The sequence below is a fragment of the Flavihumibacter sp. genome, from assembly GCF_036676075.1.
GTDB lineage: Bacteria > Bacteroidota > Bacteroidia > Chitinophagales > Chitinophagaceae > Flavihumibacter.
Window position 1 is genome coordinate 330,925 of the sequence record NZ_JAKFDQ010000010.1, and the last position, 16,697, is coordinate 347,621.

At 43.9% G+C, this 16,697-nt stretch carries 13 protein-coding genes; 7 read left to right on the top strand and 6 right to left on the bottom strand.

The annotated features are described in order from the left end of the window. The first annotated feature begins 84 nt into the window (after window positions 1–84). Together V6M43_RS13030 and V6M43_RS13035 are read left to right on the top strand one after the other, a co-directional pair. Entirely contained in the window at window positions 85–801 is a 717-nt protein-coding gene (locus V6M43_RS13030) for a hypothetical protein (RefSeq protein WP_332735921.1), read from the top strand. A 48-nt stretch (window positions 802–849) separates the two neighbouring features. Continuing rightward, a complete protein-coding gene (locus V6M43_RS13035) occupies window positions 850–1,446 on the top strand; it encodes a GNAT family N-acetyltransferase (protein ID WP_332735923.1) in 597 nt (198 codons plus the stop codon). Between the two features lie 67 nt (window positions 1,447–1,513). On the opposite strand, the gene typA is transcribed toward V6M43_RS13035, so the two are convergent. After that, window positions 1,514–3,328, bottom strand: a complete 1,815-nt coding sequence (typA, locus tag V6M43_RS13040; protein ID WP_332735925.1) for a translational GTPase TypA — start codon at window positions 3,326–3,328, stop codon at window positions 1,514–1,516. A gap of 145 nt (window positions 3,329–3,473) precedes the next feature. Then, the gene (locus V6M43_RS13045) at window positions 3,474–4,598 is read right to left on the bottom strand and encodes an acyltransferase family protein (protein ID WP_332735927.1); all 1,125 of its coding nucleotides are present in this window, start codon (window positions 4,596–4,598) and stop codon (window positions 3,474–3,476) included. A 143-nt stretch (window positions 4,599–4,741) separates the two neighbouring features. Between V6M43_RS13045 and V6M43_RS13050 the strand changes: the two genes are divergently transcribed. After that, a complete protein-coding gene (locus V6M43_RS13050; protein ID WP_332735929.1) occupies window positions 4,742–5,731 on the top strand; it encodes an alpha/beta hydrolase in 990 nt (329 codons plus the stop codon). A gap of 8 nt (window positions 5,732–5,739) precedes the next feature. Here the strand turns inward: V6M43_RS13050 and V6M43_RS13055 are convergent, their stop codons facing one another. Together V6M43_RS13055 and V6M43_RS13060 are read right to left on the bottom strand one after the other, a co-directional pair. Next, window positions 5,740–6,084 carry an NINE protein gene (locus V6M43_RS13055; protein WP_039130664.1) on the bottom strand — a complete coding sequence of 115 codons (345 nt, stop codon included), beginning with the start codon at window positions 6,082–6,084 and terminating at the stop codon, window positions 5,740–5,742. Continuing rightward, window positions 6,056–6,373, bottom strand: coding sequence for a DUF2752 domain-containing protein (locus V6M43_RS13060; protein ID WP_332735934.1), 318 nt, complete (start codon window positions 6,371–6,373; stop codon window positions 6,056–6,058). The genes V6M43_RS13055 and V6M43_RS13060 overlap by 29 nt, the downstream gene beginning before the upstream one ends. Window positions 6,374–6,419: 46 nt before the next feature. Here V6M43_RS13060 and V6M43_RS13065 point away from each other — a divergent pair, with 46 nt between their 5' ends. Beyond that, entirely contained in the window at window positions 6,420–7,463 is a 1,044-nt protein-coding gene (locus V6M43_RS13065) for a 3-oxoacyl-ACP synthase III family protein (RefSeq protein ID WP_332735936.1), read from the top strand. Window positions 7,464–7,469: 6 nt separating this feature from the next. Here the strand turns inward: V6M43_RS13065 and V6M43_RS13070 are convergent, their stop codons facing one another. Next, complete coding sequence (locus V6M43_RS13070) at window positions 7,470–9,881, bottom strand: glycoside hydrolase family 127 protein (RefSeq protein ID WP_332735938.1); 2,412 nt, start codon at window positions 9,879–9,881, stop codon at window positions 7,470–7,472. 128 nt (window positions 9,882–10,009) lie between these two features. On the opposite strand from V6M43_RS13070, the gene V6M43_RS13075 reads away from it, so the two are divergent. Then, entirely contained in the window at window positions 10,010–11,326 is a 1,317-nt protein-coding gene (locus tag V6M43_RS13075) for a Gfo/Idh/MocA family protein (protein WP_332735940.1), read from the top strand. Here V6M43_RS13075 and V6M43_RS13080 read toward each other — a convergent pair. Then, entirely contained in the window at window positions 11,323–12,240 is a 918-nt protein-coding gene (locus tag V6M43_RS13080; RefSeq protein WP_332735942.1) for a dihydrodipicolinate synthase family protein, read from the bottom strand. The genes V6M43_RS13075 and V6M43_RS13080 overlap by 4 nt on opposite strands. A gap of 91 nt (window positions 12,241–12,331) precedes the next feature. Between V6M43_RS13080 and V6M43_RS13085 the strand changes: the two genes are divergently transcribed. Together V6M43_RS13085 and V6M43_RS13090 are read left to right on the top strand one after the other, a co-directional pair. After that, a complete protein-coding gene (locus tag V6M43_RS13085) occupies window positions 12,332–13,333 on the top strand; it encodes a 4-hydroxyproline epimerase (RefSeq protein WP_332735944.1) in 1,002 nt (333 codons plus the stop codon). Between the two features lie 91 nt (window positions 13,334–13,424). Continuing rightward, complete coding sequence (locus V6M43_RS13090; RefSeq protein WP_332735945.1) at window positions 13,425–16,688, top strand: beta-L-arabinofuranosidase domain-containing protein; 3,264 nt, start codon at window positions 13,425–13,427, stop codon at window positions 16,686–16,688. Window positions 16,689–16,697 lie beyond the last annotated feature (9 nt).

Here is a 16,697-nt window from a genome sequence, read left to right on the forward strand (position 1 = left end):
ATGACAGGCAATATAGTTTATAAATAATTTTCATATATTACTATACTTAGGTTGCCGCCACCTATAGACCTTAAAGCCTCCAAAATGAAACGTTCTGCAAACATCTATCTGAATATCGGGTATTGGTTTATGCCTCTTGCTATATTGATGTTTGCAGGATTCTACCCCACTTATTTTGCAGTACTCTTTAGGCCAAGGGCCTCCATCATTCATTTACATGCTGCGTTAATGATGGTTTGGGTGGGTGTAATAATATTGCAGCCTATCCTGATAAAAAAAAGGCGATTCGATCTACATCGTAAAGTTGGAAGGTTTAGTTACTTCCTTGTTCCGGTGCTTTTATTAGCAACCTTCCTGATGATCCGTTATACCTATCAATCACAGCTTTCAACACAACCCATTGAGGTGGCAAGAAAGAACCTGGGCCTCCCATTTATATATTTTGGGGGGTTCCTTCTCTTTTATCCCCTTGCTGTTTATTTCAGGCGAAAAGCTATCATTCATGCCAAATATATGATCGCTACCGCTATGCTTATTATTGGTCCAACGCTTGATCGTTTGCTTTATTGGTTAATAGGAATTGAAGGCGGGTACTGGGACTACCTCTATTATATTACTTCATTCCTCATCATTGATTTCGTTGTTTTGCTAATGCTGAATTACGACAGGAAACTAGGGAATAAATACCGTCACTCCCTGATCATTCTTTCGATCTTTTTGGCTGGACAGCTGACATATATTTTCCTCCGTGATACTGCCCTTTGGCAGGTGCCGGCAGGCTGGCTGATGTACCCTTTTTGAACCCCATCTGACGTATGTCGTGACAGGCGTCAGACGCATATATCAAATATGAACATAAGAAAAATTAAAGAAGAGGAATTGGAAGCGGCATCATTATCGTTAGCTAATGCATTCTTCATGGATCCCCTTCAGCGTTATGTTTTTCCGGAGGAAAAGGATAACCGAGAAAAATCTCCAATCCATTTCAAGTCGATACTTAATTATGGATACCTGTTTGGGGATGTATATACAACTGATGACATTGGCGGCGCTGTGGTTTGGTTGCGACCGGGTGAAACTGACGGCAGTCCGGAGATGGCGGTTGCGGCAGGGCTCGATAAACTTCCGGAAGAGGTTGGGACAGAAGAGATGAATCGCTTCTTTAATGCAATTGCATTTGTGGAGACGTTTCACAAAGAGGATATCCCGATGCCGCACTGGTACACAATGGTAATAGGGGTTGACCCGGTTCACCAGGGTAAGGGTTACGGGAGGATCTTACTTGATCCGGTTTTGGAACAGGCGGCCGCTGACGGTATTCCGGTTTATCTCGAAACGGCCCAACCAGCTAATGTCTCATTTTATCAACACCTGGGTTTCCGAATACTGCGCGAACTTGTAGAGCCGGTTAGCGGACTCCAGCTTTGGACCTTTCAGAAGGGCTAGTAGTAGCTTAAATAAAAAGCCGCTGCGATTGCTCACAGCGACTTCAGTTTTATAGTCAGACACCTAATTACCCAACCTCTTCCGTCTTCGCCATTTTCTGGATGCGGTTACGATCATTCTCATCGAGATAGATCTTACGCATACGGATATTGATTGGCGTTACCTCGATACACTCATCATGCTGGATGTACTCCATACATTCTTCAAGGCTGAGCTGTGTTTTGGGTGCAATTCTTGTTGCATCATCACTTCCGCTCGCACGGTGGTTGGTAAGCTTTTTAGGCTCCGTAACGTTTACTACAAGATCGCCGGGTTTGATATTCTCCGCAACGATTTGTCCGGCGTATACATCCTCTCCCGGATCAACGAAGAAAGTTCCGCGATCCTGAAGTTTATCAATGGAATATCCGGTTGTCTTTTCAGTATTCTTAGAGATCAACACACCATTGTTACGACCAGGTATTGGTCCCTTCCATGGCTTGTATTCAATGAAACGGTGGTTCATTACCGCCTCACCTGTTGTTGCCGTAAGCATCTGGGTACGAAGACCGATTAGTCCGCGGGAAGGTATTTCAAATTCAAGGTGTTGCATATCACCCTTGGTTTCCATCACATGCATTTCACCTTTACGACGGGTAACAAGGTCAATTACCTTAGAAGCAAACTCCTGCGGTACATCAACAACCAGTAATTCAAAAGGCTCGCATTTTTTGCCATCGATCATTTTAAGAATAACCTGTGGCTGACCAACGGTGAGTTCATATCCTTCACGACGCATGGTTTCGATCAATACGCCAAGGTGGAGAATACCGCGACCATAAACCTGGAAGCTATCTCCACTATCGGTATCGAACACACGCAATGCGAGGTTCTTTTCTGTTTCTTTCATCAGGCGGTCACGGAGGTGACGGGAGGTAACAAATTTACCATCCTTACCAAAGAAAGGTGAGTTGTTGATGCTGAATAGCATGTTCATGGTTGGTTCATCCACACTGATAACGGGCAATGCTTCCATTGTTTCCTGGTCAGAAATGGTATCGCCGATATTGAAATCTTCCAATCCCACAACAGCACAAAGATCACCGGCAAGAACCTCTGTTACCTTACGCTTGCCCATGCCTTCAAAAACATAGAGTTCACGAACGCGCTGCTTTTTGAAAGTACCATCAGCCTGCATGAGGGCGATGGGCTGGTTTTCTTTTATGCTTCCACGTGCTACTTTTCCAATGGCGATCCTGCCAAGGAAGGAGGAATAATCGAGTGAAGTGATCTGCATCTGAAGCGGACCGGCCTCAACTTTTGGCTCAGGTACATATTTGAGGATGCCATCCATGAGTGGAGTGATATCTTCACTCTGCGTGAGGCTGTCATTGAACCAGCCATTTTTTCCACTACCATAGAAGGTAGGGAAGTTGAGCTGCTCTTCGGTAGCGTCAAGGTTAAAGAAAAGGTCGAATACAGCATCATGCACCTCATCGGGGCGACAGTTTGGCTTATCTACTTTGTTGATCACAACAATTGGGTGCAGGTTAAGCTGTAAGGCTTTCTGCAACACGAACCTGGTTTGTGGCATTGGTCCTTCAAAGGCATCTACAAGGAGGATAACCCCATCAGCCATTTTCAGAACACGTTCTACCTCACCGCCAAAGTCGGCGTGACCAGGGGTGTCAATTACGTTGATTTTCACATCTTTGTAAATAACGGCAGCGTTCTTACTAAAGATGGTAATGCCTCTTTCACGCTCAAGGTCGTTACTATCCATGATCAGGTCACCTGTATCCTGGTTTTCGCGGAACACCTTGGTAGTGTGAAGGATGCGGTCAACCAGGGTAGTCTTACCGTGGTCAACGTGTGCAATGATTGCTATATTTCTGATATCCATTTTCTAATTACTTGAAGATTAAATGGTTAGATGGGGCCACCATTCAACCAAAGCCCTAAGGGCGCGCAAAGGTAAGCCAAAATGCCGGGCTGGCAAGCAGTATTGAATAAAGAATTTGTTATATAAGACCGAAATCTGGCCATTTTTAAACCCTCACATAAATCTTCTTCCTGTCCATCCACCAGCCCACCAGCCAGCAGACCATCATAATGAAAAGAGCAAAAGCCAGGGATCCGGTATATGGACCCATATGACTAAATATCTTGTCATATAAATGGTTGTAATAGGGTTTGCCATCACTGGTTTTAAAGAACCAAAGAAGGATGGCAATAACTTCCGAAAGGAGGTAAATAAAGAGCGGATTCTTGCCGAAGACAGTAAAAAAACTGGTCCAGCCAGTATGCTTTCGGAATTCTATAATATACATAAGAACAGCCAGCAATGCCAGGTCAATCCCAACAGTTAGCATGACGTAGGAGCTGGTCCATAGTTTTTTATTGATGGGGAAGAAGGGATCCCAGCAATAGGAAACTAAAAGAAAGAGGGCTGCAGCCAGCAGCAGCTTTGCAACTGTTTCCCAAACCTGTCCTTTCTTTCTTACCAGATCCCCCGCCCAGAATCCAAAAACAACATTACCTATGGCGGACAAAGTTCCAAGTAGTCCTTCCGGGTCAAAGGCAATTCCATCGCCATGATACATATGCTTTTCACCAATGAGCCACTTGTCAAGACGCAAAACGGCATTCCCTTCCAGACTATAGGGGTCGGTTCCAGATCCGAATTGCACCAGCAGAAACCAATACAGCAATAACAATATTATGGCAATGATGTATGTGGCTTTGGGTTTCAGGTAATAAATTAACAGTCCTGTGATTCCATAGCAGAGTGCGATCCGCTGCAACACACCAAATACCCTTGTTTCGGAAAAAGGGAAAGCAGAAAATTGATTGCCATCCCATCGCACAAAGGGAAACCAATACATGAGATAACCAAGCAGAAATATAATAGCAGTCCGTTTGAGAATTTTCGTTAGAACAGCAGATTGCGGCATTCCTTCCCATTTAGGAGATACAAATGCCATTGCATTTCCTACGGCAAAGAGGAAGGATGGAAATACAAGGTCAGTAGGGGTGAACCCATGCCAGTTTGCATGCAGCAGGGGAGCCAGTGTTGTTTCATAATTGCCTGGGGTATTGACAATGATCATGAAGCAAACGGTCATGCCTCTGAATACGTCAAGGGCGAGGAAACGGGGGGCTATCTGGCGCATGTAGTTTTGAGGGTTTATCCGAATTTAACAAGTTTATTGCCGATAAGAGATTCATAGGCCGCCAACATCTTGCTTTATTTTTTCAAAAAGCGATTTACCATGCGTTTACAATTCGTAGTTTGGAGTACAAATGATTTCCTTCTATGCAAAAGAAATGGTTGCTTGCTTTACCCTTAGTGATGATTATCGCCTATATCGCAGGGCCATCTCCTTCAACACCTGAATACAAAACCACCTTACCTGTTATTCCTGGTGTAGCCGCAGACCTGGAGAAGTATCTGAATGAGCACGAAAGCCGCCATCGTTTGAAACCTGATAACCATGCAAGAATAATATGGAACAACGATTCGCTGAAGCAGCCAACCGAATATTCAATTGTATACCTGCATGGATTCAGTGCCTCGCAATTTGAAGGTGCTCCAACACATACCAATATCGCCAGGAAGTTTGGTGCCAATCTCTTTCTTGCCAGGCTTGCAGAACATGGAATAGATACTATTGACCCCCTTGTTAATCTCAATGCTGATAAATATTGGGAATCAGCTAAAGAAGCACTTGTAATTGGAAAGCAGCTGGGCAGGAAGGTTATTCTTATGGGCACATCTACCGGCGGTACCAATGCACTTCAGCTTGCAGCAACCTATCCCGGTGATGTTCATGCGCTGATACTACTATCTCCCAATATTGCCATTAATGATCCGAATGCATGGCTGTTGAATAATCCCTGGGGATTAGAGCTGGCAACTGCGGTTACGGGTAGCCGGTACCGGGAGTCCTCAGATAAAAGAGAAGAGTATAAAAAATACTGGAACAGTCCATACAGACTTGAGGCCACTGTAGCGCTGGAAGAGATGTTAGAAACCAGCATGAACAAAGAGACCTTTACAAAAATCACCCAGCCCCTGCTCCTTCTCTACTATTATAAAGATGAAGAAAACCAGGACCCGGTGGTAAAGGTCTCTGCTATGCGTGAAATGTTCCGGCAGGTGTCAACTCCCAATTCCATGAAACGCGAGGTTCCTATGCCAGGAACCGGCGACCATGTAATTGCCTCTCCGTTCAAATCAAAAGATGCTGCGGGAGTAGAAAGAGAGATAGAAGATTTTCTTAAGTCAACTGTTATTAAAAACTAATCAATGTTTTAAACTACCATTCTTGATGCTTCATACATCTGCTCCAGATTATAATCTGTTGCCAGCTTCTTATAATTGACAACATCAACGATGGTTCCTATCAAACAGAGTCCACCGGTAAACAAGTATAGTAAACCCATGCCAACCTGGCCGATAACAAACCTTTGAACACCGGCAATAACGATGAAACCAAGGCATGTAAGCAACAAGATATCCTGGGGCTTTTTGCGCTTGCCCTGGTATAACATGAAGAATTGCTGTTGCTGTGAGGCGGTCATGTTTTTGGTTAATTCATTGATACCTGCCATTTCTTCGGGCTGCAGGTCAGTCAGTCCCGCCAGATAATTTTGCATGAATAAGATGTTTTGTTGTTGGTTGTATTAGTGAATAAATGCGATGTAATATAATAATTAGCGCGGGAATGCCCATCCAGTGATAGTTCCATGAAACTTTCCATTGGAGATGCATGGCAGCATGGATGCTACGGCCAATTCCACAACCCGGACATTGATCAAGGCCCAGCCAGTGAAAGGGGCAATAACCTGGTTGTTGCTGACCGGGATCAACCATAAAATACAGCCATAACAAGGCACTGACCCAGGCCAGCAACTCATTGTTTCTCCATATCCTCTGAATGATCATGATGCTATGAAAATACTCTATATTTTTGAAGACTAAACTGCTTGCCATGTTGCGTTCAAAAATTTCAGGTATAGGGATGTATGTGCCCAGGAATATTGTCACTAATGATGATCTGAAAAAATATATGGATACCAGTGATGAATGGATCCAGGAAAGAACTGGAATTATTGAGCGGCGTTATGCAGATCGCACGGGCGAAACAACCACTACCATGGCTGTAGAAGCAGCTTCGATCGCTATTGAACGTGCTGGCATCACCCCACAGGATATTGATTTCATCGTTTTTGCAACTCTCTCACCCGATTATTATTTCCCGGGCTGCGGTGTATTGTTACAAAGGGCCATGAAGATGAAAGAGATCGGGGCTCTCGACATACGCAACCAGTGCAGTGGATTCGTTTATGCATTATCGGTAGCAGACCAGTTTATCCGGACCGGAACATATAAAAATATCCTGGTTGTTGGAAGTGAGAAGCATTCTTTTGGTCTCGACTTCTCCACCCGTGGCCGGAACATCTCTGTCATTTTTGGTGATGGTGCCGGGGCGGTAGTATTGCAACCAACAGAAGAGGAAGACCGTGGTATCCTAAGCACTCATCTGCATAGTGATGGTGAAGGTGCAGAGATACTTGCCATGTATAATCCAGGTACACATGCAAATCATTGGGGACATTATGCCGATTTCAAGGATGCTCCTATCGCAGAAATGTTTATGAGCCATGAGATGATTGACAATGCACAGAATTTCCCCTTTATGGATGGGCCTTCAGTATTTAAGAAAGCGGTGGTAAAGTTTCCGGAAGTAATAATGGAGTCTCTTACTGCCAATAAGCTGAATGCCTCTGATATTTCTATGCTGATACCTCACCAGGCCAATCTTCGAATTGCACAATTTGTACAACAAAAACTCGGGCTCCGTGATGACCAGGTATATAATAATATCCAGCAATATGGTAATACCACAGCAGCTTCAGTTCCGATAGCACTTTGCGAGGCATGGGAAAAGGGTAAGATCAAAGAAGGCGACCTTGTTTGCCTTGCTGCCTTCGGCAGTGGATTTACCTGGGCTAGTGCATTGCTCCGTTGGTAATACTAACTATTTAATGATCCATTCATGAATGCCCGATGAGTGTGCTTCCGGTAATTGTATCTCCATGCGCAGGGCGTTGGTACGCACAGGTTTGAAGTATATGCTGTTATATGCATCCTTACGGATTGAATCCATTCTTACCATTTCAACAGGCAACCATTTTCCATTTTGCTGAAAAAGCAGCTTATAAGATCTGGGGATTCTGCATCCGCCAAAAGGTTCGTCATCAAACCAATATACAGTTGACTCGGTTATGGTATAGGTGCTGTCAAAATCATACTGTACCCATTCTGTTGTATTTTGCCTCGGCCACCAATGAAGGTATCCCCCATTATGATCCTGTGAGTTTTGAGGTTCATACTGATCATTCAGTGTGCGCAACATGCGGGGATTACTTACTGAGCTGCTGGATTTGCTTTTAGTAGCTATGCTGGGTGCAGGCTTAGGTCTGGCAGCCGATTCATTGAAGGGAATCCAAACCTGCATCTCTGCCGCACCACGATTATTCCAGGCATAATATGGAATTGCCATAACCGTTTGGGTAGATCGCAACAACTGGTCAGAGTCAATTTGTCGCTTTGTTGCCGTCCCATTTGCTGTGAGCACCATCACCCCATTCAGGAATCCTGGCTTGAATGCATTTTCAAAAGTTGCCTCTTTATCTATGACGATATTAAGTACTGCACTGTCTTTATTATCCGTTCCCTCAAGGCAATAAACAAGCGGCCCTCTTTGTATTGCATAACGATCATTGTCGTCTTTAACTGCTGAATGAGCCAGTACTTTCTCGATCTCCATTGGCAACAGTAGTTCAACCACATCACCGTTTCGCCATTCACGATTGAGCTTCACATATCCATTTTCAATTTTATATTCTACCAACTTACCATTTATACGGATGGGTATCGGGCGTTTCTGCTGGTCAAGAAATGTATATAGATTGCCCGGCACCGCATCCTGACTTGCCCAGCCGGGAATCCTTACAAAAAGTGCAAAGGAGCTACTTTCTTTTTCAGGTTTAACCTTGATTTTCACCTGACCATCCCAGGGATAGTTGGTCTGCTGCTCTAGTGAAACTTTGCCTGCTGGCAATTCAATAGTAGCTGTATTGGCAACATAGAGATTCACGTAGAGATCATTTTCTTTTTGTGCATATACATAACCGGGGATGGAGGGCATGAATCGGGTCATATTGGAAATGCAGCAGGCGCAGCTGAACCATTCACTCCGCTGGTGCTGGCCCATGGAAGCAAGTGGGTTGGGATAAAAGAATTTATCTCCACTCAATGAAACACCGGATAGCAATCCATTGTACAATATCCTTTCCAGAACATCAATATATTTAGCGTCACCATTCATCAGGAACATTCTACTGTTCCAGTATACATTGGCAATTGATGCACATGTTTCTGCATAGGCCGACATATTAGGGAGATGGTATGCATCACCAAATGCTTCCCCATTACCGGTAGCACCAATTCCTCCTGTGAGGTAGAGCTTATGGTCTATAACATCTTTCCAGATATCATTGATGGCATTAACATATTTGCGGTTGCCTGTAAGTGCTGCCACATCAGCCATTCCCGTATACATATATGCAGCTCTTACAGCATGGCCAACTGCTTCATGCTGGTCCGTCACCATTTTGTGGCTCTGGCTATATTCGGCTCCCTTGATTTTTCCATCACCTCTTATGTCAAGAAAAAACTTAGCCAGGTCGAGGTATTCTTTCTTTCCTGTTACACGGTAGAGTCGCGCAAGGCCCATTTCCACTACCTGGTGACCTGGAAAAAATGCTGCTTTACCCGGACCGAAATCCTTAACCAGCAGATCGGCATTCTTAAGGGCTATTTTCAATAATGATCTTTTACCTGTTGCAAGGTAATGAGCTACTGCCGCTTCATATAAATGGCCGGAATTATAGAGTTCGTGGCTTAGGTCTGGATCCTTCTCCCAGCGGTTCACACTGATCCATGGATGTAGTTTTTCCGGTTTCATGGTCCTGAAAGTATATAGATAACCATCCGGCTCCTGTGCGTCGCCTATGATCTGTATAAGCGTGTCAAGAGTTCTGTTGAGCGCCTCGTCAGGCCTTACCTGCAGCGAGTAAGAGGCTCCTTCAATCACTTTGTACAGATCCGTATCATCAAAGGGGAATTCGGTAATTTTTCCCACAGGCATTTTTCCTGCGGCTTTGAGGAAATTATCAATTCTCCCTGTTTCACGAATCTTCTGCAAAGTATAAGGAATGGTAATGGTCCGGTTCACTTCTATCTTGGGTGCCCAAAACTGGTCTGTAAAATGTACACGGGTAAAGTCTACAGGCTGTATGAGATAATCACCTATTTTTTGCTGGGCTGAAATTTTACCTCCTCCAAAAGATAAAAACATCAATAATATCGTACACGGCTTCTTCATATGACATGCTTTGTAAATTCAGAAATCAATATAAATGTACGAATGACATTTATAAAACTTATATACATTTTCCTTCCTTATTGATATTGTATGTAAATTAAGTGTCAATTGGATAAATAAACTAAGCTATGCCAAACCCACGTCGCAATTTTCTGCGCAATTCCGGTGCCTTACTTTTAGGAACAACAGCGCTCCCAGCTTTCGCTAATGATATATTTACGATAGGCCAATCCAGAACCGGTTCATCCGACCAACTGAATATCGGACTAATTGGTGCCAATGGAATGGGATGGAGTAACCTTACTGCTTTACTCAAGATCCCGGGAACAAAATGCATAGCGATTTGTGATATTGATGAAAATGTGATCAGGCGAAGGGTGGCAGAACTCGAAAAGCTCAATATGCCGGTGAAGACCTATTCTGATCACCGGAAGCTACTGGAAAATAAGGATGTACATATTGTAATTATTGGCACGCCCGATCACTGGCATTGCATACAGATGGTTGATGCCTGCGCAGCAGGTAAATATGTTTATGTTGAAAAACCATGTGGCAACTCGGTGGAAGAATGCCTGGTAATGGAGGCAGCGCAGCAAAGGTATAAATCTATAGTACAGGTGGGGCAGTGGCAGCGAAGTGCTCCCCACTTCCAGGATGCCATTAAATTTGTTCATAGCGGTCAGCTGGGAAATATCAGAACAGTAAAGTCATGGGCATATATGGGTTGGATGAAACCAGTTCCCATCAAATCAGATGGAAGTGTACCTCCCGGAGTTGACTATACCCGTTGGCTTGGACCAGCCACCCAAAGGCCTTTCAACAGCAACAGATTTCATTTCAACTTTAGGTGGTTTTGGGATTATGCAGGGGGACTTATGACAGACTGGGGAGTGCATATGGTAGATTATGCATTATTGGGAATGAAAGCAGGATTTCCGAACCAGGTTATGGCCTCCGGTGGTAAGATGGCCTACCCCGATGATGCATCCGAAACGCCTGATACGCTTGCTGCTGTTTTTGAATTTGATAAATTTAACATGGTATGGGAACATGCCACGGGAATTGATCTTGGTCCATATGGACTTACACACGGAACTGCTTTCATAGGTAACAACGGCACATTGGTCCTTAACAGGGAAGGATGGTATGTAAGTGCAGAGAAAGGAAAAATGGAACCTGTAGCTTTACAAAAGGACCAGGGTGGTTCACTCGAAAAACACATGCAGAATTTTGTAAGTGCCATTAAAGCAAGTGATCCGGGTTTACTAAACACATCTATTCAGCAAGGTTCGCATACTGCACAGGTATGCCAGTTGGGCAATATTGCCTTCCGCACAGGTGAAAAACTTCAATGGGATCACAAAAAACAAAAGTTTGATTCTGCTTCGGCCAATAAGTTATTGAAGGCACAATACCATAATGGATATAAACTGCCCTCTGTTTAAAGGTTCATGTAATCGGGAAGTAGAGGACGGTTGCCAAGTGCCTTATCAATGATATGCTGCACCCTAATACGCTCATCGCCATGAAGTATTTGACGGGGCGCCCTCACATATTCTGAACCGATTCCGGTAGAGGCTGCTGCAAGCTTAATATATTGCACCAGTTTGGGATGTATGTCGAGCTCAAGCAATGGCATGAACCATCGATAAATATCGAGTGCTTCTTTTATTTTTCCAGCTTTAACCAGGCGGAAAATAGCTACTGTTTCCCTTGGGAATGCATCTGTTAATCCCGCTACCCACCCATCAGCACCTGACACCAGTGCTTCAAGTGCAATTGTATCTACACCACATAATATACTGAAACGTTTATCAAAGCGGTTAATCATCCTTGTTATATTCGTTATATCACGGGTAGATTCTTTTACCGCCTGGATATTATCGTGGGCAGATAATTCTTCAAACATATCAAGGGTTACATCAATCTTATAATCCACCGGATTATTATAGATCATGGTGGGAAGGGAAGTGCTTGCTGCCACGGCCCTGAAGAAGGCGACTGTTTCTGCATCATCAGACCGGTAACGCATAGGTGGAAGCAGCATAAGTCCGCTGGCACCGGAGGCTTCTGCATCCATTGCCAGATTCACGGCATCCCTGGTGCGTTGCTCGGCAATGTTCACCAGAACAGGAAAACCAGCAGGCACTATATTTCTTGCATAGAGCAGCAATTCCTTTTTTTCTTCATTCAATAACGTACTTGCCTCACCAAGTGAGCCGCCAATAATAACACCATCTACCCCAGCCTCAATCTGCGCCTTCAGGTTGGTTTCGAAAAGTGTAAGATCAAGGTTTTCCTCTTTATCAAAAGGGGTTAGCAGAGCCGGAAATACACCAGACCATGAAAATGAAGCCATATTTATAATTTTCAAATTGAATAAAGAATGCTCCCGGATATTTCTAAACGGGCAGATTAAGGTAAATTAACTTCTGTTTATTCAAGCAATAATGAAAAAGACTTTTTTTTGTATCGACGCGCACACCTGTGGAAATCCGGTTCGTCTTGTTGCCGGAGGAGGGCCCGTACTTAAGGGAAATTCGATGAGTGAAAAGAGGCAGCATTTCCTGGGAGAGTTCGACTGGATCCGCAAGGGGCTTATGTTTGAACCACGCGGACATGACATGATGAGTGGATCGATACTCTATCCGCCACATGACCCCGATAATGATGTTGCCGTACTTTTTATTGAAACCAGTGGCTGCCTGCCTATGTGTGGCCACGGTACTATTGGTACAATAACTATAGCTGTGGAGGAAGGGCTAATCATTCCGAAGACAGCTGGGATAATCAGGATGGAAGCACCGGCAGGGTTGATCAATATTGAATATAAGCAGGAAGGAAACAAGGTCAGATCAGTTAAACTGACAAATGTACCTGCATATCTTGCAGCGACTGAACTTACTGTTGATTGTCCCGGGCTCGGCGAACTGGTCATTGATGTTTCTTATGGAGGGAATTTCTATGCCATTGTAGATACCCAGAAAAATTTTGCCGGATTGGAACATTATACTGCCGATAAACTCATCTCAATGGCTCGTACTTTACGGGAACGTATAAACGAAAAATATGAATTTGTTCATCCTGAGGACCCAACAATCAATGGCTGCTCGCATATATTGTGGACCGGAGCCGTGTTAAACCGGGCTTCAACTGCTCGCAATGCAGTATTTTATGGCGATAAGGCAATTGACCGAAGCCCATGCGGTACAGGTACCTCCGCAAGAATGGCCCAATGGTACACGAAAGGTAAATTGAAGAAGGGGGATCGGTTTGTACATGAAAGTATAATCGGATCAACTTTCACCGGAACCATCGAAGAAGAAACAAGTATAGCTGGTAAGCCTGCTATCAGGCCAGGTATCGAAGGGTGGGCACGTATTTACGGATACAATACAATAACCATCGATCCTTCAGATGATCCCTATGCTTATGGCTTCCAGGTTCTCTGATCATTACATAGTGTCTGACACATGTTCGTGATATGTTCGAACACATGTTCTAACGTCCTCCGAACATGTGTCAGACACCTATAACAGAAGTATGAAAAGAATAATTATACCTCTTGCCTTGTTTCTGGTGGCAGCCAACCTCAAGGCCCAATCATATATCCCCGTTAAGAATGATAGTCGATACATGGTGAAACCAGTTGTGCCTATTAAAGCATATGGATTTGACCTTAGAGATGTTAAGCTAAAGGAAGGAAGTCCATTTTATCATGCCATGCAACAGGATGCGGGCTATCTTCTTTTCCTGGAGCCCGACAGGCTTTTGCACCGATTTCATCTGAATGCCGGCCTCTCCCCCAAAGCAGCGGTTTACAGTGGATGGGAGACGGAAGGCCTTTCCGGTCATACGCTTGGCCATTATCTCTCGGCTATCAGTATGATGTACGCATCAACTGGAAAGGAGGAATACAAAAAGCGGGTAGACTATATAATTAGTGAGCTCGGTCGCTGCCAACAGGCAAGAGGCACGGGCTTTGTTGGCGCCATGCCCGGCGAAGACAGCGCCTGGAGAAAGGTTGCGGATGGAGATATAAGGTCAGGAGGATTTGACCTTAACGGCCTTTGGGCGCCCTGGTATGTAGTACATAAATTAATGAGTGGGTTGGTAGATGCATACCTGTATACCGGCAATATAAAAGCATTAGCAATTGCAGAGGGGATGAGCGACTGGACAGCAAATATTCTGAAAGGACTCAACGAATCGCAATTGCAGAAAATGCTTCGTTGTGAATTTGGTGGGATGAATGATGTACTTGCTCAGCTCTATGGTATCACAGGAAATAAAAAACACCTGGATCGTTCCTATAAATTCTATGATGATTTCGTTATGGAGCCTCTTTCAAAGGAGATCGATCCAATGCCGGGCAAACACAGTAATACCAATGTGCCCAAAGCGATAGGCAGTGCCACGCAGTATATGTTTGGTGGAAGAAAAGGTGATAAGACAATTGCAAACTTTTTCTGGAGTACCATGGTGAACAATCACAGTTATGTAATTGGTGGTAATAGCAATTATGAGTATTGCGGAGAGGCTGGAAAACTCAATGACAGGCTTAGTGATAACACTTCAGAAACCTGTAATACCTATAATATGCTGAAGCTTACCAGAAGTCTGTTCAGCATGCAACCATCAGCTGAGATGGGCGACTATTACGAACGTGCTCTTTACAATCATATATTGGCATCACAGAATCCGGAAACCGGAATGATGTGCTATTTCGTGCCATTGCGCATGGGAACAAAAAAACAATTCTCTGATTCACTGCAATCATTTACCTGCTGTGTGGGAAGTGGTATGGAAAACCATAGCAAATACGGAGAGGGTATTTACTATAATGGTGCAGATGGCAGCCTATTTGTGAATCTCTTCATACCTTCGGTATTAAACTGGAGGGAGAAAAAGATAAAGCTCATACAAGAGCATAATTTTCCAGAATCTGACAGCCTGCAATTTATAATTGAAACAAAAACTGCCAAAAGTTTCACTTTACGAATCCGCAAACCTTATTGGGTAAAAAATGCAGTGCTCCACATCAATAATATTCCCACAGAAATTATTACAGATTCCAGCGGCTTTATTACTATACACCGCAAATGGAAAAATAAGGATCGGGTTACCCTAGGGTTGCCTAAATTTCTCCATACTCAAAGCATGCCGGATAATAAGGACAGGATCGCTTTAATGTATGGCCCCCTCGTGCTTGCAGGTAACCTGGGAACAGAAATGCCGGACCCTGTTTTTGGATCACCGGTATTGCTCACAGCTGATAAAAATGTCAATAATTGGATACAACCTGTAGCCGGTAAGCCTTTGCATTTTACTCTCAATGGCGTAGGTAAGCCCAAAGACGTTGAACTCATTCCCTTTTTCAAAATGTATAAAGAGTACTATTCGGTGTATTGGGATTTTTTCACGCCAGCCGATTGGACAGCCAGGCAGGCCGAATATGAAGCCGAAAAGAAAAGACAACAAAGCATTGCAGAGCGCACCATTGATGTTTTCCGCATTGGCGAGATGCAACCCGAGCGAGACCATAACCTGCAGGCGAGTGAAAAAAGCTATGTAAGTGATGCACTTGGAATAAATGGAAGGGAGGTGCGAGCCGGTGGATTTTTCTCTTTTGATATCAAAGTTGATCCTGCCATTCAAAATAATTTAATGCTAACATACCTGGGTGATGACCGCGACAGGAAATTTGATATCGTTGCTGATGGTAAACTTATTCATACAGCAACATTAACTGGTGGAACAACAGGTAAATTTTATGACCGGGAGTATACGCTTCCTAAAGATTTACTTGCTAATAAAACCGTAATCAAAATTCGAATAGAATCCAATTATGGGAAAACTGCCGGGAGAGTGTTTGGTGTACGTACAGTAAGAAGTAAGACTGCAAACTCAGATCTGTCTGATTTCAATCAATCGGACAGTGTGTTGTTATTTGCTTACTTCAAAGGCAATGGAGAAGACGGGTTACATTTTGCCGCCAGTGCTGATGGTTATAAATGGATATCGTTAAAGAACGACAGCTCCTTCCTGCAGCCAAAGGTTGCTGGTGATAAACTTATGCGCGATCCATGCATCACCAAGGGACCGGATGGCCGCTTTCATATGGTGTGGACAGTGAGCTGGAAGGATAAAGGGATTGGCTATGCAAGTTCAACTGACCTTTTGAACTGGTCGGAACAAAAGTTCATTCCGGTTATGGCCCATGAGCCGGCTGCAGAGAATTGCTGGGCTCCTGAAATTCTCTTTGATGCAGATAAAAAGCATTATATGATTTACTGGTCAACAACAATCAAAGGCCGATTTCCGGAAACAGAAAAGCAGGGTGATCATAACCATCGTATATACCAGGTAAGCACCAAAGATTTTAAAACATTCAGCAAGGCCAAAATTCTTTACGATAAAGGTTTTAATGTGATCGATGCAAGTATCGTACGCAACAACAATGAATATGTGATGTTCCTGAAGGATGAAACCCTGAAGCCTGATGCGCAAAAAAATATCCGTATTGCAAGGAGCCCGCGTGCCGATGGAGGATTTTCATCCCCTACTGCACCGATAACCGGAAAATACTGGGCCGAAGGACCCACTGCCGTAAAATTTAATAACAGGTGGCTGCTTTACTTCGATAAATATACCCAGAAATCTTATGGCCTGCTTGAATCCAACAACCTGGTGAACTGGACCGACAGTTCTGATAGATTACAATTTCCAGAAGGCGCAAGGCATGGTACTGTTTTTGCCATCAGCAAAGCAGAATTTAAACATATCATAGAAAACCGAATCCCCTAGCTTTGTTGG